The organism is Fimbriimonas ginsengisoli Gsoil 348, assembly GCF_000724625.1.
Lineage (GTDB): Bacteria > Armatimonadota > Fimbriimonadia > Fimbriimonadales > Fimbriimonadaceae > Fimbriimonas > Fimbriimonas ginsengisoli.
In genome coordinates this window covers 672,966-691,310 of sequence record NZ_CP007139.1, presented here as the reverse complement: position 1 = coordinate 691,310, position 18,345 = coordinate 672,966, and the positions used below count along the sequence as shown (strand labels likewise).

The window sequence follows — 18,345 nt, the reverse complement described above, 5'->3', positions numbered from 1 at the left end:
CACTGACCTTAGCTACCAGACGCGCGCGGCGCAAGTTCCGATCCCTCAAAAGCGTATTGGCTTTCAATCCGCTTTGCGTTCTCCAAGATTCGTTGGATGAGCTCGCGGGGCGCTTCGACCAGGGCGTCTTCCCCGAAACCCGCGAAGTATCGCGCATACCACTCCAACTCGTCGGGAGGGCACCGAAACGCTAACTCTCCGTTCTCCGGCAGATGCGGCCCAAGGTTGGGATCGCTCTGCGCCCGCCGCACCCCTTTCGGCGAAAGCCGGACTCGGACGAGCGGATGGGATGGGTCGTCGTAAGGAAGCGGTTCCTCGATTCGTTCGGGGGGCGGGCAGGGAACGGCCGCAGTGATTCGATCCGCCCTGAATCGGCGCGACTTTCCGTTGCCGATCGTGTCGACGTACCAAAGGCCCCGGTCGGCGAAGAGCCGGTCGATCCGCACCACCCGCCTCTCGCCGTCATACTCGATCTCGGCCCACCCGCCGGCGAGCTGAAGCAGTGGCTCGAGCAACGGAGTCCGCTGGGGCCGGGCCGGTACCTCGAGCTCGACCCGGTCGAGAATCGCCGCCACTCGGTCGCGTTGCGACTCCGGCATGATCGATCGCAGCTTGGCCACCAGCGAAGCACGGTCCGCCCGAAACGGCGTGTCCGACATCTTCGCCAGCCCTTCCACCGCCAGCGTAAGCAAAAGCGCCTCGCGCCACGTCAGATGAAGCGGGGCCAGCGTCGCGTCTCGCGGAATCTCGTATCCGCCGTTCGGCCCGCTCAGGGCGATTACCGGCACGCCCATCGCGGTCAGCGATTGCACATCCCGCAGCACCGTTCGCCGGGCGACTCCGAGCTCGTCGCTAAGTGTCTCCGCGGTCCGCTTTCGGTCGTGGAGAAGCACAAGGAGCGCGGTGAGCCGCTCGACCCGGGTCAGAAGTCTGTCTCCCCAACCAGCCGGCGGATATCGGACCAAGCGCTCTGGAGATCGCTGAGAAGCGGCGACTGGGCGCGAGTGATCGCGACAAGGTCGGTGTCGATATCTCCTATGATCATATGCCCCTCGGCAACCGGAGCTTCCACCACCACCTGCCCGGTCGGGTCCACGATCTTGGAGCCGCCGATAAACCCCTTGCCTCCTTCGAATCCGCAGAGCTGCGCGCTAGCGCAGTAAACGCCATGCTCCTCCGCGACCGCGACGAACAGCCGGCGGTACCGGTCGTGATTCTCAATCCGCTCGCCCGAAAAGCCGCGCGCCGGACTGGCAGCCGGAATGAGAATGAGCTGCGCCCCATGCACCGCGCAAAGCGTGGGCAGCACCCCGTGCCACACGTCCTCGCAGATAAGAATGCCGATCTTTCCCAGCCGGGTCTCGTAAACCCCCAGATCGCGCCCTCGAGAGACAAACCTCTCTTCGTCGAACACGCCGTACGTCGGGAGGAAAAACTTCCGGTAAGTGCCCACGTGGCGTGGGCCTTTGGGAGACAGCTCGGTGTAGAGCGCCGCGTTGTAGAGCGTTCCCTCCGCGTTCTCGTAGAAACCGAGAACCACGTCGATCGGGCGGGTGATCTTGCCGGCGACCCGCTTCCAAAGCGCCGCCTGGAGCTGAGCGGAGGTAAGCGAAGACTCCAGCACTCCTCCCTCGAGGAAGTAGCCGCTGGTGCAAGCCTCCGGTAACAAAACCAGCTCGGCCCCTTCGTCTTGGGCCTGAAGGATCGCCTCGGCGATGGTGTCGAGATTCTTATCGACCTCCGCCTTCTGGGGAGCAAATTGAACGCATGCGACCTTGAAGGCCATTTGACGAGTGTACTTCGCCGTCCGCCGCGACGCCGTGTGGCAAACTAGAGGGCGCATGACCACGATCCGCGACAACGTCTTTCGCGTGAGTTACCACGAGATCGGCAAGCCAACCTACCACGGTTTCGTCGATGTCCCCGGTGGAGGCAAGCTCCTGATCGACCAGGGCGACATTCGTTACATTCGCGAAGCGACCGCGGACGGTTACGAGCCCACCTTCTTCATCAGTCGGACAACCGCGCTTGGGAACGACTACGTCGTCGTCGGCCGGCAGTGGAAGGCATGACCGAAATCATCGATGCCTTGAACAGCAGCCTGCTCGTGTACGGCCTCACTCCCGAGCAGATCGAGCCGATCGCCGCACTGGGGAAGAAAGCCAACTTCGTAGCGGGCGAGCACATTTCTCTCATCGGCGCCCATGAAGCGGACCTCTTCGTGATCGTCGAAGGGCATGTCAATTTGCTGACCCACGACTCCGACAAGCTGGGCGAGGTTGGCCCGGCGGGCATTCTCGGTGAAGTCTCCTTCGTCGACGCCGGCCCCCGCCACGCCCACGCGGTGGCCCAAGGGTTCGTAACCGCCATCAAATTCCCCGCCCGAGAGCTCCGAGCCCATCTCTCCCGCGACCGAAACGTCGGCTTCATCGTATTGGCGAACCTGTCGCGCCTGTTGGCCGCGAGGTTGCGCAATGCCGACGGCCGCCTCGACGCCCTCATGGACCTCGAGCACGACGTCTGGCACCACGCCTTGTAATGAAGTCTGCCTATGTCAACACGGATCTCACGCTTCGAGCAGGTTTCGATCTCGAGCCTCTTGCGCGAGTCCTTGAGGATGCCGGTTTGCATTGCTTGTCGGTAAATCAAAGCGACCCGGGGACGTGGGACGCCAATTTCGAAACGTCGCAGGACTACTGCGACCCCAATTCAAGCATCGGAGCCTTGTTGTTGGCGGTCGATTCGCTTTCTGCAGAATCTCGAATTAGCTGGCAAGCTTGCACTACCCGAGAATTCGATATGGGCTTTCAGGGAGGAGACGAGCCATTCGGATTGGACTGGATTATCTCTACGGAGAGTCTAAAGCGAATCGCTAAGTTGGACGCGACAATGCGAATCACGTTGTACCGGCACAAACTAGGTTGAATCCTTTTGTGAATATATGGGACGGTTTGATCCTTGCGTTCATCGTCTTCCTGTCGGAGATGGCAAGGCAACTTTCGACTCGTATTTATTCGCCGTTGGGTATTTGGCGGGAGCCTAATCCAGACGCGATGATGGGGGCGAAGTGGTGATTCTGGGGGCTATCGTGTTCGCCAATCGTTTGTAGGTGAGCGGGGAATTCTCCACCCCCAACCCCCTCCTCATCGCAATAAAAGGCTTCCGATTTGGACCGACTTTTGCGTGCGACGAGGAGGGGGCCGCCTCACTTTAGATCGTCGGCCCAGACGATGCGACGGGCGGCTTCAAGCTATCGCCGTTCGACTGGATCACTTCCCGGTACCAATACGCGCTCTCCTTCGGCGTCCGCTTCAACGTATCGAAGTCGCAATGCACCAGCCCGAATCGGATGCGGTATCCCTCGTGCCACTCGAAGTTGTCCATGAGCGTCCACTGGAAGTACCCGTCGACCGGAATCCCGTCCTCGCTCGCCCGCCGAAGCGAGAGCAGGTAGCGGTTTAAGAAGTCGATCCGCTGCGGATCGTGCACCTCGCCGTCGCTCCCAACCCAGTCCGACAGGCCAAGCCCGTTCTCGGTGATAACGATCGGCTTGCCGTATCGCTCGTGAAAGAATCGGCAACCCCAGTACAGCGCATCCGGCGTGACCGGCCAATGGTACAGCGTCCGGGCCGCCCCGATCGGATGCGAAATCTCGACGGGCTTGCCCTCCGGACCCGCCTCCACGACCTGCCCGTTATAGATATTGGCGCCGAAGAAATCGAGCGGCTGAGCAATCAGCTCCATATCCCCGTCCCGCGGAACCGGTGCATCGCTGCCGAAATGCTCAACCTCGAACTCCGGATACTTGCCAAAGAAGACCGGGTCGTTCCACCAAGTATTGCTCCAAACTGTCTTTCCTTCCGTTTGGAAAGTCGCGGTTCGGGCCGCCTCGATGTCCAGCGCCGATTCCGTTTTAGGAATCTTTGGCGCTCCCACCGGGGCCCAGCCGATGCGGGTCGGCTTATCTACCCCTGCGCGGATCGCCTGCACTCCCTTGCCATGGGCCAGTAACGCGTGGTGCCCTGCCAAGAGCACCTCTCGAAATCCGATCTGGTCTCCCGGGGCGTGCAGCCCTTGATGCATGCCGAGGCCGATAAAGCATTGCGGCTCGTTCAGGGTCATCCAGCTCGCAACCCGGTCCCCGATCTTGTCAATGACAACCTTGGCGTAGTCCGCGAACCAATCCGCCGAGTCGCGGTTTAGCCATCCACCCCGCAGATAGAGGTCGTACGGTAAGTCCCAGTGAAACAGCGTCACGTGAGACTGCACCCCCGCCGCCAATAACTCGTCGATTAGCCGGTCGTAGAAGGCTAGCCCCTCCGGGTCGATGCGCCCGGTTCCTTCCGGCATCACGCGCGGCCAAGAGATGGAGAACCGGTAATGCGGAATCCCAAGCTCCCGCATGAGCGCCACGTCCTCACGATACCGATGGACATGGTCGCAGGCGACCGCGCCGCTGCTCGCATCGTGGATCTTCCCCGGGCGGTCGCAGAACATATCCCAAACGCTTCGCCCGCCCCCGGCGCGATACGGCGACCCCTCAATCTGATAAGAGGCCGTCGCAACGCCCCACATAAACTCCTTAGGGAATGACATCTTAGTCCGGCAATCTTACTCGGTAGGTCGTTGGGACAAACATGCCTGAACCTGTCCCAACCTCCCCAAACTTCCTTTAGGCCCCTGGTCCCAACTCGTATCCCCGGCGGCCAACTCGCCCGTACCCGTTCTGCATCCTCTAATTGCCCATCGCCGTGCAACCCGAAAATCGAACATGAATTACCGAAAAACCATCGCCGCCGCCCTCGTGCTCGGCATCGTAGGAACCGCCGCCGCTCAGACGGAGACCGTCTACACCGACTCGTTCAACGCCGGGTGGGACAACTGGAGTTGGGCGACCGTCAACCCCTCGGCCACCGCCTTTGTCCACTCCGGGGCCAAGTCCATCGGCGTCACCGCCAGCCCGTGGAGCGCGATCTACCTCCACCACACCGCCCTCGATACTTCGATGATCACCGGGATCTCGTTCTGGATCCACGGCGGAACCACCGGTGGCCAGCTCCTCCAGTTTCAAGCCACCCGCAACGGCGGCTCCCAAACCGTCGTTCCGCTCAGTCCGCTCACGATCGGATGGCAGAAGGTCACCATCACCCTCGACCAGATGGGCGTCGCCGGGGTCAACGATCTCGACGGCTTCTGGATTCAAGACCGGAGCGGCAAGACCCAGCCGACGTGGTACCTAGACGACGTGCAGTGGGACGGCAAGCCGATCCCCAATCCGATTCACCTGACCGTCACCCCCGGTACCGGCGGCCGCCGCGTCGACGCCCGGTCGTTCGGCCTCAACGCCGCCGCCTGGGACCAGCTCTTCGACACCGCCAGCACCCCCGCCTTCCTCAAGGGGTTCGGCACCACTTTGCTCCGCTTCCCCGGCGGATCGCTCTCCGACGAGTATCACTGGAAGACCGGCGCCTCTAATAACAACAACTGGAGCTGGGCGCTTGGGTTCGACGCGTTTGCCGCCAACGCCAAGGCGATCGGCGCGGATGCCATCGTCACCGTCAACTACGGCACCGGCACCCCCGAAGAGGCCGCCGACTGGGTCCGCTATTCCAACGTGACCAAGAAGTACGGATTCAAGCATTGGGAAGTCGGCAACGAGTGCTACGGCGACTGGGAGACCGACGGCCAGAACCGCCCCCACGACCCGGTCACTTACGCCAACCGCGCCGCCGACTACATCCGCGCGATGAAAGCGGTCGACCCCACCATAAAGATCGGAGTGGTCGCCGCATCCTGGGATAACGAGTATCAGAACTACTCCGACGAAAGCGTGATCAACCCGCGCACCGGAAACACCGTGCACGGTTGGACGCCGATCGTGCTGACCCGCATGAAACAGCTCGGCGTGATTCCCGACTTCGTCGTCCACCACCGCTACGATCAGCTTCCCTACCAAGAGAGCGACGCGTTCGTTCTGAAGTCGAGTAAGAGCTGGGCCGACGACGCCGCACGTCTTCGAGAGATGCTGAACGACTACCTCGGCGCCGATGCTGCCAACGTCGAGCTCACTTGCACCGAGAACAACTCGGTCACGAGCAACCCCGGCAAGCAGACCACCAGCCTGGTGAACGCCCTCTTCATGTGCGACAGCTTCGGCCAGTTCCTCAAGACCGAGTTCAACATGCTCTGCTGGTGGGACCTGCGCAACGGCCCGCTCCAGGGGACGAATATGAACGCCAATCTCTATGGGTGGCGGATGTACGGCGACTACGGCGTGGTCAGCCCGAACGACGACCGGTATCCGAGCTTCTTCGCCATGCAAATGCTGTCGAAGTTCGCCAAGCCGGGCGACCTGGTGGTCGACATGTCGAGCGAATATTCGCTGGTTTCCGCCTACGCCGTGAAGCGCCCCGACAACTCTTACTCGGTGATGGTGATCAACAAGAGTCGCGACAAATCGCTCCCCGGCGAGATCCAGATTCCCGGCGCTCCAAGCGTTCTTAGCGGTCGCTACTACTCATTTGGCATCACTCAAGACGAAGCCGCGCGAACCGGTACCGGCCCTACCGACATCATCGCGGGCAAGATGGCCATGGGGCCGGACTTCACGTATACCTTCCCTCGCTACTCGGTGACCGTCTTCAACATCACCACCGCGCCTCCCACCGACGTCCCCTACCCTGCCGCTCCGACATCTCTTGTCGCGACGACACCCGCGTCGAACCAGATCAAACTCACGTGGGCCGACAACGCCAAAAACGAGGACGCCTACCGAATCGAAATCTCCACCGGCGGCTCCTTCACCCAATACGCCACCGTCCGAGCCAACACCACCACGTTCACTCTAACCAACCTAACTCCCAACACCACCTACACCCTCCGAGTCTCCGCCCTAAACAGCGCCGGCTACTCCGCCCCCGCATCGGTCCAGGCCAAAACCCTCCCGTAGCATCGGCTCCCAGCCGATGCTACGGCGTGTTCCTCCCGGACGCCGCCCGATTGTGGGACACTAAGAATGCGGAGAATTCCAGAGCTAGGTAAGTCGCAGCCGACCCAATAGAGCTCAGAGTTCTAGTAACGGTGAGCTCGTTGACTCCATTCAAGCTGCGAATCCTCGGTCGATTCTTACTCGAATCCGATGGCTCGGAGGTACACCTCTCGAGACCTGCCCAGCAGGTGACGGCACTCTTGGCCCTTGCCGGAGGGACGCCGGTTAGCCGAGAAGTTCTGGCCTCCAAGGTCTGGGCCGAAGCACCGCCTGAACGTTCTCGGTTCTACCTTCGCCGCATTCTCTTGGAGCTGAGAGCCTGCTCGGCCGGCCCCGCCTTCGTTTTCGATGGCGATTCGCTGACTCTCGACCAGGGCGCCGTCCACTGTGCCCTCACATCCCTTCTCCGAAAGATTAAGCGATCGCGTGAGCCGCTGGCCCTGACCGACGACGAACGCGAGCAAATCGCGCTCCCCCTCCTCCAAGGATTACACGGGACCTGGCTCGAAGATGCCCGCATGGAACTCTCGGCGACCCTCGCGCACGGTCTTCTCACCGCGAGCCACCAACGAATGGCGGATAGGCTCCCGGACGATGCGATCGATTTTTTAGAGATCGCGATTTCCATCGAGCCTTACAACGAGCAACTTTGGAGAGCCCTCTTTCGGGCGATGGCGGGCGCTGGGAACCAGGCCCAGATCCCTTCTGCCTTTAAATCATTACGGAGACGACTCGCTTGGGACCTGGATCTCGCTCCGAGTCCCGAAACGGATTCTCTCGTTGAGGCGATTCTCAAAGCCCCGTCCTTTCGCCCGCTCTCCCTCAATGGCAAGCAACTCCCCTATACCGGGGAACCGTTTGTAGGGCGAACCGACGCGGTGGCGACGCTGGATTCGCTCCGAAATAAACGCGCAGTCACCATCGTGGGAGTCGGGGGGATGGGGAAGACCCGCCTCGCTTCGCATGTCGCCGAACAGAGGGAGGGGAAAGTGTTCTGGTTCTCGATGGGCGGTGACTCGTCGAAATCGCTCAGCGCGATCGTGGCCGAGACGATGGGAACCGCTGTCGCGGAATCGACCATCCTTGAGAGGCTCAAGCCCTTGAGTGCCTTGCTGGTCATCGATAATGCCGAATCGGCTTCCTCCGAAGACCGCAGATTCATTACGGCAATCCTCGACGCATGTCCGGGAGTAACCATCCTGGCAACCAGCCGAGAGCTGTTAGGCATCGCCGAAGAACACCCGTTCCATATTCAACCGGTACGTCTCGAGGCCGTCGATCCAACCCAGCCCTCCGACGCCTTTGAGCTGTTGAGCGCTTATTTACCGAAAGGCATTGCGTTCCTCGACTCCAAAGTGATTACCGTCATCGAAGAGATTTGCGACTTCCTAGGAGGCGTCCCACTTGCGCTCAAGCTTGCCGCCCACAAGCTTCAGGGTCTTTCGCCGCAAAGCGTCCTATCCGGCCTACGGCAGGATGTGAGCCTAATCGACGGTACGCGTGGCAACCACGCAAAGTCCATCCAAGCCGCCTACGAATGGAGCTTCTCTCGCCTGAGGCCGGGCGCCCAACGGCTGTTTTCGACGCTTAGCCCGCTGGAGTTTGCCTGGTCTTCGGATATCGTGTCGGCGCTTGGCTTCGAGCTCTCGGACTTCGAGGAGCTTGTCCTCTCTGGCCTGGTGACTACCAACCGCGAAGGCCTCTTTCGCTCCGTCAACCCCTTGCGCCAGTTAGCACTAAGGCGGTTGGACGACAACCTCGAAAGTGCCAGAAACGTGATCGACCTCCTCGTCGCTTATTTTGAGGCGAAGGCCCGGGACGTCGAGCCGCCATCTCGCGCGTTGGAGTCGGGCATTCGTTTTTCCGCCGAACGGTTGCTGATGCGGGAATCCGAGGTGGATCTTCGCCGCGGAAGAAAGCTGGCCGAAGCCCTCGTGGCGATATGCGAGAGCCGGGGCGACTATGCCATAGCGGCGAAGTGGCTCGATGAGTTTGTGCTTGGACGGGCATCCGCGAGCGATTCGGAAATGGCCTCGCTTCTCCTTAGCCGAGGGCGATGTGCGTCGGAGCTTTATGATCTCTCCGATGCCAGCAAGTTCTTTGAGCGCGGTCTCGCTGTCGTAAGTAACTCCGACGCCGTCACCGGCCTCGAGTTCGAATTCCGGTTGGAATTCTCAAGGGCTCTAGCAAATCAAGAATCCTGGGCCCGCGCCGAGCAAGAGGCAAGTCTCGCCCTGGAAATCGCCAATCGGCTTGACAACCCGATTTTGGCGGCCAGAGTTATGGAGCGCCAAGCCTACGTGGCGGGCGAACAGCGCGACTTCGAAACCGCTCGCCGCTTGTTGGATGAATGCCTGCGAATCTTTGCCATGTCGGGCGATTCCGAACGGTTGCTGTCCACGCGGGAAACGCTCGCCGTGATGTTGATGAACGAGGACCGTCGAGACGAGGCCGAGCAGGTACTGAGAGATTGCGACTCGCATCGCCTTCGCGCCGGGCAAGACCAGATGCGCCACTGGATTCTGAACTCGTTAGGCGATATCGCCGTTCGACGCGGAGACTACACGTCGGCCATCGCCTACGCCGACGAGGCGCTGTCGATCTTGTGCTCGCAGGGGCATGGTCACAAACGTGTTTACGCCCTTCAAAATCAAGCCTGGGCCTACGCGGGGTTGGGCGATCACCCCAAAGCGATCGAGCTCCTCGAGGAGGTCGTTGCGATTACGTCGCTGACCGGGATGGACACCTCGACGGTGCATAACTTGACCCGCCTGGTGGAGATTTACGAGTCGAGAGGAGACCTCTTTGCCGCCCGAGCCTATTTGGCTCGGGCCGAGCAGATCCTGAGCCGAGTGAAATCCGATTCCTTGTTCCAACGCTGCAATGAGCTACGGCAAAGGCTGTCGTGAACTAAAACCCAGCATTTTAGCGAGCTATTGTAACAGCTAGTGTAACGCCCCATCCTCCACCTTTCAGTGTCCTACTCCCGCCAAGTTGGAGGAGGTGTAGGAAAGGAGAATGCGGTGATTCCAATCCATCCACAGCGGGTTCACGATACTTGGGGTGCACTATGAAAGCGCCCGGCTTGTTTCTATTGGCGCTGTCTTGCGGGACTCTTCTGGCCGGGTGCGGCGGTCGAGCGCGTCTTCCGGGCGATTCGGGTCCGGTAGGCTGCGGCGGCATTTTGGCCGGCGCATCTTTCAGCGTAAGCTATCCGGAACGCAGTCGATCGTCCGTCCTTTCGAGCGCGTTGTCCGGGCGCATGGTGATTACCAACGGCGCCGCGAGTGGCGGAGACATCACGGTCAACTTCAACCGGAATTCGACCCTCACCGCTCATTCGGAAACCTACGGATTGCCGAGTGTAAAGACGTCCGCGACCGCCGGCGTCGTCACCCTGTATGGCAATGCCGACCAGACCGGGGCGGTGGTTGGAACGGCGAACGCGAGGTTGGCGGTGACCTGCTCGAGTTTCCAATTGACGTCATTCACCTTGAACCAGGCGATCACCAAGGTGACCGTCGTTCCAACGACTCTAACGGTCGGTGGCGGAACCAAGCAGCTTGGGTTCCTAGCCGAGGACTCGCATTCCAATGCCGTGGTCGTAACTCCCGGTTCGGCTGTGTTCTCGTCGACTGGAGCCGCGGCTACCGTAACCAAAGATGGAATCGTGTCGCCTCTCTCGGCCGGGACGATAACCGTGACCGCTACGGTTGACGGCGTGACGAGCGCGGCCGCAACGATCACGATCAACCCCGCCGAGGGCGGACCTTCGACATACAGAGTTGTAGATTTGGGTGCGTCCGCTCTCCAGCCCGCCTTTCGCTCGGTTAACGTGCAATTCATTGGGCGGCGAATGAACGACACGTCCAAGTGCGTCGTGTACAACCTCGTCGACAATCACTACTACATTGTCGACGCGACGAATCCATCATCAAGAACCTTGCTTCCCGGTAGCGACGGGCAAAGTTCGCTCTTCGCAATCAACGCCGCCGGCGATGTAATGGGGAACCAACTCGGAACGGGAGTGGTCTTCTGGCGCAGTCCCTACGCGGCGTTTTCGCCTTTCCAAGGAACCAGTGGGCGGAATCCGCTCGGGATCAACGCTTCCGGCAACATCGTAAGCGCCGGTACCAATGGCCCGCTGTATTGGGCCAGCGCAACCGCTGCGGGAGAGGCACTCGGGTTGCTGCCCGACACCTCATTGGACATTCTGCCTAAGGACATCAACGCCGGCGGCTTGATCGTCGGCACGGCTTCGACCACAACCGGCGTCACCCGTGGAACCGCGATCTACTACCCCAGCCACTCTGCCGCCCCGGCAATTCTGCAAACGTACTTGGGCGCAAACGACTACGCGGCCACGAGTTGTAACGACTCAGGCGCAATCGTCGGTTATTACGTCATCTCTGGGATCGGTTTGTCGGGATTGATGTGGTCGTCCCCGGGAAGCGCGCCCACCCCCCTCGGCGCGTTTACTCCTTACGGAGTCAACAATGCCGGTGTCGTCGTCGGATCTTCCACGGATCCCAGCGACCCCAGTAACCTAACGCAACGCGCTTACGTGTGGAAGGCCGCCGATGGGCTAAAGCTTCTGTACGACGTCTGCGACGCGAGTCGGACCGGTTGGAAGTTGAACTACGCGATCTCGGTCAACAACAACGGCGCCATCTTTGGCCAAGGCACGTTGTCTGGCGCCGTGCACACCTACGTCGCCTTCCCAAACCCGTAAACTTCTCACCAACTAGCAGGGGCCTAGGCCCCTGCTATATCAAACGGATCGAGGTTCGAGTCCGCCGAATAGCGGAGTTACCGTCGATAGCCGGCAAACTACCGCCTTGGCTTTTGCAACCCATCGAAGGGAGCATTCAGGAGCGAGTGCCGAAGTTTGGCCAGCGACTCGCCGTCTACTATCGGAGCGTCCGTGGCTTCGGAAATGCCTAACGCAAAGTTGCCCGCCGCCTCGATGGTCGGAAACGACTTGAGGTGGTAGGACTCGGGCCGGTCGTCTTTCCATCGCACGCGTACTGGGTAGCAGGGCCTCGAACCTTCATTTCCGGGGATCACGTAGTCGACTTCGATCGAAGCGATCTCGTCGACCGAACCTCGGGTCGGGCGGAGCGGCCAGAAACTTCGCTGGAGCTGATAGAATCGCGCCGACGCGTCGATGATCAAAAAGTGTTGGATCGTGAGGGTCAGCAGCCCGAACCCCCAGCAAACGAATGCGGCTTCGAGGGAGACGGACGATCCAATGTAGCCGATCAGCCCGAAGACGGCGGCGATCATAACACGTTGATAGAAGGGGAATTTATCGAACTTCACTCCGTCTCTTCCCCTGGCGGCTCCGGGGATAGGCCTCGTTCGAGGCGAGAGAGGGGGCGGGTTTCGATGTGGTGGACGAGGCGGTCGTGCCATTCTTCGTTTCCAATCACCACGCTCGTCCATGTGCGGACCGGGCCCCACGCCGCGGGCGGATAGCAGAACCGGCACCAGAATTCGGCGGTTTGCTCCACTTCCTCGTCATGTGGATAGTGGTACGTGGTCATGATGATCGGATTTCGTGCCTCGAAGACCTCTTCCGGGTCCTCGCCGCGTCTAAGCGCCTCAAGGGTCTCGGCGCTCCGGGCCCAGTCGGCGGCGTCGTGCATCCGCTTACACCCAGGCCCCCAGCAGACGAAGAAGATCACCCCCGCATCCATCAGCCGCTGGGCAAATCGCTGAAGGCGATCCTCCGCGATCGGGCGAGCGTCCATCAGAATCATCAGAACCCGCGGCTCGAACTCCAGCCGCACTTCCTCCATGTGGGGGAAGTAGAAGTGCTCAAAGACACGCTCGATGCCCCAGTTGAATTTTCCGCGAGGCGCTCTCTCTGACACGGAGCCGATGTTAACACGGCGCGGCCCGGCTCAAAACGGAATTTCTTGCTTTCAGGGCAAAACCGGCTTAAGATGATCTTCGTGCAATACCATTACGCGCTCGCAGAAGGTGCCGTCTTCCGGCCAGTGCACTGGAAAGACACGTCCGGAGAGGATCAAGAGTTCCTCTCCGAAATGGAGATGTTCCAGCACGCCAGTGAAGACGGTTGGGAACTGGTGACGGTGTACGTCAGCGGAAAAATGGGGAACTACCGGCAGTACTACTTCAAGCAAACGACCGTCCACTAGGCATTGGTTGCGGCGCAGCCGCGACAACCACGACGCTTCCGCATGTTGGTTGTTTGCGAAACACCTTCGCGCAGGTACGAGCCAACCTGCGGCTACAACGCTTCGCGTTAGGTACACCGGATCATCGGCGAGGGCGGCGACGCTACGCCGGAGACAATGTCCCCTTAGACGACCTGCCGGATAAACGTGTACGTCACCGGATACCCGTTGTTCGGGATGACGATGGCGAACGTATTGGCGTTGTTCGTGACGGTGATCCGGCTGCTTATCGTCTGCGATCCGTAGTTCATCGTCAGGGTTTGGCCGTCGTTGTTGAATGTGCCGGTGGTCGTGACCGTTCCATCCGCCGACTTCTGCGTGAACTGCCCCGCCGTGGTGTAGACGACCGTGTAGCGGCTGCAGCCGATGTCGAATCCGGGCAGCGTCGCATTTCCTGGGCAGGTAACGGTAGTGCCGTTCACCAGCATCGAGTCCAGCACCCACGTGCCGCTAAGGCCGTTGGAACGGTCGTTGTCGATAAAGCTGCCGCCGCCACAACCCATCGCGACCAGTGCGACCGCGCATGCCACCGGGAGACCGAACCTGAAGAATTTCATATCAGCCCTTTTACCTGAGTCGGCCGGTTCAAGGTTCCTCTCAACGCGGCACGGTCCCGGCCGCGACGATCTTGAGGTCCGATTTGCGAAGCTTGAACATCCGCGTCCCTCGCAGGACGTACAAGAACGACCCGTCGTGCACGATCACTGTGTCTCCGGCTCCGCTTGCCCCTTCACTCGACGAACTTTCAGCCGTAATGTCCGGCCCGGTTAATACCGGCGGCGTTGCCGGCGCGACCGCCTTCCGGTAGACGTGAATGACGCTGCCTTCCATCCGGTACGTAGCATCGACCTGCCGCAGCACAAGCTGCAAGGCGGTGTCGAACGTCACGTTGTGAAGGCTGAGGGTAACCTCCCCCTGGACGTCGCTGTCGATCGTAAACGACTGGCTGGAATTCCCCATCAGCTCCCGCAACGCGTCGCGGACGTTGTCTCGGTTGTAGTCGACGACCGGAAGGATCCGCTGGAACGGCTGCTGGGCCAAAATCGACCCGGTCTTGGGAGCGGCGTGTCCGTAGCCGGGTACCAAAACTGAGACGAGCGTCAGGGCGGAAAGGGCGGCGATCGCCGTTAGGGTCGTGCGAGTCATGATGCGAATCCTCCAGCTACAGAATGCACCAGATTTGCCCGTTCCCTATAGGGTGATGCCCACGTTCTCGCAATACCGCTCGAACAGATGGTGCGCCGAGGGATACGAGGAGTGGGGCGACATAAAGTGCGGGAACTCGAACGTGATGACCTTCTCCGCCACCGGCGCGGCTGCTTCCAGCTTGTAGCGCAGATAACGCCAATCCGCCGGCGGGAATTTGATCGGCATGTCGCGGTCGAACGTCTCCAAATTGGACCAGATCGTCACCCCGTGCCGTTTCCCAAGCTCGCCGATCCCCTGGATGAAGCGGGGAAGCTCTTGATAGTGGATCTGGCCATCCTGAAACGCGCAGATGTCGTAAGCGCCTTGCGTCTCGGAGAAGATCCGCTCCCAATGCTCGAACGACTCGTCGAGTGACATCACGTTCCCGCCGCTGAACTGCTTGGCCCCCTGAGGGAACGGCGAGATCAGAACGGGTACGTCCTTGGTCTCTTTGCAGAACCGGCCCATGTGATTGAACAGCTCGATGATGTTAGAGGCGTTACGGCTCGTCTCATGGCACAGATACCACCCTTTGAAGCTGGCGTGGCGCCCGTACCGCTCCGCCGCCTCCGTGATAAACGCCTTGTTGACCTCCACCTCATTCCACCACGCCCCGCGCATCCAATGGAATCCGGAATCGTAAGTGCCGAAGTAAACGTTCAACCCGATCTCGTCGGCTAGCGTGAAAAAGATCTCGCCGAGGTCCTCATATACCGGGAGCAGATTCGGCAGCGATTTGGCGGGGAAGATGCACTTGTTGCCATATCCGGCCCGAATGATGATCACGGTGTCGATGCCGATCTTCTTGTAGAGCTCGAACTCACGCCGCCACTGCCGCTCTCCCCAGTTCTGCGAGGGAATGTCGTGGGTGATCTCGTCGAGAAACGTGCCGGATATCCGGGGAAGGGAGTTCATGTCGTCTAGGTTATCCTAACGTCCGGAGCCCCCTCTCCCTCCTCCAGATGTTCGTGCTGGACGAGGGAGAGGGGGTTGGGGGTGAGGGAGCGCCCTGGAATAATCGAACAGCCAAACAAGCTACGGACCACGACCGACAACCAGGTACCGCCTATGTCCCTTGTTCTCATAGATGAACGCGACCCTTCCCGTCGAGCGATCTCGTGCCACATCGAGAACTTCCACCGAAGTTCGAATCGCCTTTTGATCTGACAGCGCCATTGCCTCGAAGCGACGCTCGCCGGTTCGACCCGAAGCAAAGACGCCGAAGCCCCTTACCTTACCTCGGCTAAAAACAGCATTGGAGCACAGCATCCTTGTACCGAGCGGGTCATCCTTGTCGGACGACCAACTGGTGGCATGGCGACCGCGGACGACAACGGGCGTTAGGCAACCCGTGGCGAAAATGGGCAGACCAAGGACGTATTGCCCGCTCCCTTTCACAAGGGTGCCCAATGCATCGCCAAGTCTTACGCGGTTGGGAAGCAGGAGGGGTCTACCTTTGCCGGAAGTTACCAGCCAAAAACGAAGGTCTTCTGCATCGTTCACAGGCTGTGCGAAGACAGCCGCCCCCGAACCAGGATCAAAACAAAGAAGTGGGATGCGTCGCGGCAAGCCGGCGGAATGAAGGATGCCCGCCGTGTTCACGGGTACTGGCCGGCCGCCCCGCCAATACATTCGCCGTCCACTTTTGAACCTCTTCACCACTTTCCCGCGAAAAAGATCACACTCGAAAGTTGCGGAGCGGTTTCCCACCAAGACTAAGCCTGAAGCATCCCTCGATTCGACAAAGACGCGAGAGAAGATTCCGTCAATTATTGTGGTTGAAACCGGTGCTACATGAGCTCCTACTCGGTAGAGAGTAACTTTGCTCCCCCACACTACCCGTGCCGTTACCCTACAGACATATTTACCACCGCCAACAAAGAAGACCTGAGATCTCTCGGTATCTCCAAGCTCACTCATGCCGATTACGGACTTGACACCAAGAAATCTAAGGATGTCATTCGGTGCGTGCCAAGTACTCTGGCAGAACAGAAAGATCGGTATCATGGCTCCACTTATCCAGATCTCGTTATTACCCGCGGGCACGGTTCCTTCGGCGGAGTATGTACTTCTTCTCTGCATCGGTTATTAGAAAGCCGCCTCCCGGGAATTTCCATTGCTTGAAGGATTTCCGAAGCATCGCTCCCGACTCGCCGATGATCGCTCCAAACATGTAACCCTGGTTATGTTCCTCCGCATAAACCGCGTAGCGGCGTCTAAGTGCTAGATCTCGCTTAGCCTGCGCCCCCATCCTCCCGATGGGTGCCGTGCCGTCACCTGCAACCAGGTTGTCATTCCAGTTATCGTGGTAGAGAAACCTGGAGAGCGTGCCGGTCCTTTGCGGGCCACCCTTCCTTCGCTCCAAAAGGAACTGATAGGATAGAAAAGGGCGCCCTTCTGTGTCAAACCGAAACTTCGAGAACGTGATACGACGACCATGGGTCGGATCGTCGGTAAAGAAGAAGATGGCATTCGCATTTCCGAGCGGAAAGAGCACCTGAGTGGTCGATACCTCGCCCATGTTGAAGTAGATCGGACCAGACGCGGTCAAATCTTTTCCGACGACGCGCCGAAAGCGTTGCGTTCGTGTAAGGCTCAGTCGCCGGAAAAGCCTGTCCGCCGGAGACACCTTCGGCGATGGGCCCCTTCCCGGCGGGGCGATGCGATGGGGAAGAGGAATGGAAAGTCCATGCGCTTGAGGCGCCTTTGGTGACGGAGAGAGGGCGATAAGCGCAAGGTACACAAGCGAAAGCATCGGCATCAACCTCGGGATTGCAAGAAGGGGCGCATTTGTTCGGCACCGAGCGGAATTAAGCGGACTATCGCTATAGGTTACGACGAAGGGTGGGAGAATGGGCACGATCTTAGGAAGCTTGTGGAACCCAATATCCACAAGACGGGTGCCAAGGGTGCAGACGGGCGTCGAAAAACTTCTGCCTTGGCTCAAACCGAATACGCCCTTCGTAACCCGTGTCCGCACGGGTTACGAAGGCACGAGGCATCCTCCTTCCCCCGTGGCACCCTTAAACGTTTTTTGCGCCCGGGGTCTTGCTGGCCGGCTTAACCGTCGAGAGGGCTCGGGTCAGTCGCTTGGGTCCGGCTCCGTCTTCAAGGCGCTCGGCGATCTCCAGCAGCGTCAGCTCGGCGGCAAGCCCCTCGTGTTGCGACAGCGACAGCGCCGGATGGCGGGACCAGATCGCCTCCGTAGAGGCTTCCGACAAGGCGCCCACGAGGTGTTGCTCGCCGTCGACGACGAGGCGCACGATGGAAACGGTCCGCAGCAGATCGTCCTCGCGACTCGAGACCATCGTCTCGACCCTCGGAATGGTAACCACCGCGTCCGTCTTGACGAAGACCTCCACCCCGCGCGCTACCGCCGCCGCCAAGTCGTCGGCTAGCGCCTGGACCACCGAGGACTTTGCGGAAAGCAAGGCGATCTCCTCGGCCTCGCCCAACATCGTCCTCAGCCGATGCATCGCCTGCAAATAGGCGCGGATGAAGTAAATCCGCTGATCGTGTTCCGGCGAGCCAAGTCCGGCCAGAAACTGTTTCGCCGCGATACGCCGCGCATCGTATTCCTTCGCCAGACGGTCGAGAAGCTCGTCGCTTGGAACCGCGCGGCAGAGGCGAGACTCTCCTTCTTCCACCACGATCGCCCCCTTTGCCTGCAGCGTCTGGATCGCCTTATAGGTGTTCGCCACCGGCTTTCCCAACCCTTGCGCGATCCTATAGCCGGTCGCCGGCGACTCGGTGAGTAGGAAAGAGTAGATCTCCGCCTCTAAGCCGGTAAACCCAAACGGTGTCAACGCCGAAACCGCATCCATCTCGGCTCATGCTAGCACGTATTCGTCACCCGGGCAACTAAGGCGGTCGTTCGTAGCGTCGGCGCCCTCGCCGATGTTTCCGGGTGTTGGCGTGAAGCGTGGGGCGCAAAGCGCGAAGGAGCGATGGGTGCTTTCCCGGAAA

The 18,345-nt window shown here is 60.2% G+C and carries 16 protein-coding genes; 6 read left to right on the top strand and 10 right to left on the bottom strand.

Going from position 1 to position 18,345, the window contains the following annotated elements; genetic code table 11:
- Positions 1-8: 8 nt before the first annotated feature.
- Both OP10G_RS03235 and OP10G_RS03230 read right to left on the bottom strand, forming a co-directional pair.
- A complete protein-coding gene (locus OP10G_RS03235) occupies positions 9-965 on the bottom strand; it encodes a helix-turn-helix transcriptional regulator (protein ID WP_025227316.1) in 957 nt (318 codons plus the stop codon).
- A complete protein-coding gene (locus tag OP10G_RS03230; RefSeq protein WP_025227317.1) occupies positions 923-1,786 on the bottom strand; it encodes a nitrilase-related carbon-nitrogen hydrolase in 864 nt (287 codons plus the stop codon). Before OP10G_RS03230 ends, OP10G_RS03235 begins: the two co-directional genes overlap by 43 nt.
- 55 nt (positions 1,787-1,841) lie before the next feature.
- Between OP10G_RS03230 and OP10G_RS03225 the strand changes: the two genes are divergently transcribed.
- Positions 1,842-2,072, top strand: a complete 231-nt coding sequence (locus OP10G_RS03225; protein ID WP_025227318.1) for a hypothetical protein — start codon at positions 1,842-1,844, stop codon at positions 2,070-2,072.
- A complete protein-coding gene (locus tag OP10G_RS03220) occupies positions 2,069-2,539 on the top strand; it encodes a Crp/Fnr family transcriptional regulator (protein ID WP_025227319.1) in 471 nt (156 codons plus the stop codon). The genes OP10G_RS03225 and OP10G_RS03220 overlap by 4 nt, the downstream gene beginning before the upstream one ends.
- A 671-nt stretch (positions 2,540-3,210) precedes the next feature.
- Here the strand turns inward: OP10G_RS03220 and OP10G_RS03210 are convergent.
- Positions 3,211-4,596, bottom strand: a complete 1,386-nt coding sequence (locus tag OP10G_RS03210) for a GH1 family beta-glucosidase (RefSeq protein ID WP_025227321.1) — start codon at positions 4,594-4,596, stop codon at positions 3,211-3,213.
- Positions 4,597-4,771: 175 nt separating this feature from the next.
- Between OP10G_RS03210 and OP10G_RS03205 the strand changes: the two genes are divergently transcribed.
- The 3 genes from OP10G_RS03205 (at position 4,772) to OP10G_RS03195 (ending at position 11,720) form a co-directional block, all read left to right on the top strand.
- Positions 4,772-6,949: a fibronectin type III domain-containing protein gene (locus tag OP10G_RS03205; protein WP_025227322.1), complete on the top strand. Its 2,178-nt coding sequence runs from the start codon at positions 4,772-4,774 to the stop codon at positions 6,947-6,949.
- Positions 6,950-7,080: 131 nt separating this feature from the next.
- The gene (locus tag OP10G_RS03200; protein ID WP_025227323.1) at positions 7,081-9,897 is read left to right on the top strand and encodes an ATP-binding protein; all 2,817 of its coding nucleotides are present in this window, start codon (positions 7,081-7,083) and stop codon (positions 9,895-9,897) included.
- Between the two features lie 161 nt (positions 9,898-10,058).
- Positions 10,059-11,720: a hypothetical protein gene (locus OP10G_RS03195; RefSeq protein ID WP_025227324.1), complete on the top strand. Its 1,662-nt coding sequence runs from the start codon at positions 10,059-10,061 to the stop codon at positions 11,718-11,720.
- 98 nt (positions 11,721-11,818) lie between these two features.
- On the opposite strand, the gene OP10G_RS03190 is transcribed toward OP10G_RS03195, so the two are convergent.
- Entirely contained in the window at positions 11,819-12,274 is a 456-nt protein-coding gene (locus OP10G_RS03190; protein WP_144240968.1) for a hypothetical protein, read from the bottom strand.
- 32 nt (positions 12,275-12,306) lie between these two features.
- Complete coding sequence (locus tag OP10G_RS03185) at positions 12,307-12,864, bottom strand: DUF7684 family protein (RefSeq protein WP_144240967.1); 558 nt, start codon at positions 12,862-12,864, stop codon at positions 12,307-12,309.
- An 81-nt stretch (positions 12,865-12,945) separates the two neighbouring features.
- Between OP10G_RS03185 and OP10G_RS03180 the strand changes: the two genes are divergently transcribed.
- A complete protein-coding gene (locus tag OP10G_RS03180) occupies positions 12,946-13,152 on the top strand; it encodes a hypothetical protein (RefSeq protein ID WP_144240966.1) in 207 nt (68 codons plus the stop codon).
- Positions 13,153-13,316: 164 nt separating this feature from the next.
- Here the strand turns inward: OP10G_RS03180 and OP10G_RS03175 are convergent, their stop codons facing one another.
- The 5 genes from OP10G_RS03175 to OP10G_RS03150 all read right to left on the bottom strand — a co-directional run bounded on the left by OP10G_RS03175 (position 13,317) and on the right by OP10G_RS03150 (position 18,203).
- On the bottom strand, positions 13,317-13,748 hold the full coding sequence (locus OP10G_RS03175) for a lipocalin family protein (protein WP_025227328.1): 432 nt from the start codon (positions 13,746-13,748) through the stop codon (positions 13,317-13,319).
- Between the two features lie 40 nt (positions 13,749-13,788).
- The gene (locus OP10G_RS03170) at positions 13,789-14,337 is read right to left on the bottom strand and encodes a hypothetical protein (RefSeq protein ID WP_025227329.1); all 549 of its coding nucleotides are present in this window, start codon (positions 14,335-14,337) and stop codon (positions 13,789-13,791) included.
- A 45-nt stretch (positions 14,338-14,382) separates the two neighbouring features.
- The gene (locus tag OP10G_RS03165; RefSeq protein ID WP_025227330.1) at positions 14,383-15,294 is read right to left on the bottom strand and encodes a DUF4434 domain-containing protein; all 912 of its coding nucleotides are present in this window, start codon (positions 15,292-15,294) and stop codon (positions 14,383-14,385) included.
- Positions 15,295-16,411: 1,117 nt separating this feature from the next.
- Complete coding sequence (locus tag OP10G_RS26105) at positions 16,412-16,876, bottom strand: hypothetical protein (protein WP_144240965.1); 465 nt, start codon at positions 16,874-16,876, stop codon at positions 16,412-16,414.
- A 526-nt stretch (positions 16,877-17,402) separates the two neighbouring features.
- Positions 17,403-18,203, bottom strand: a complete 801-nt coding sequence (locus OP10G_RS03150) for a TrmB family transcriptional regulator (RefSeq protein WP_025227333.1) — start codon at positions 18,201-18,203, stop codon at positions 17,403-17,405.
- Between the last annotated feature and the right edge of the window lie 142 nt (positions 18,204-18,345).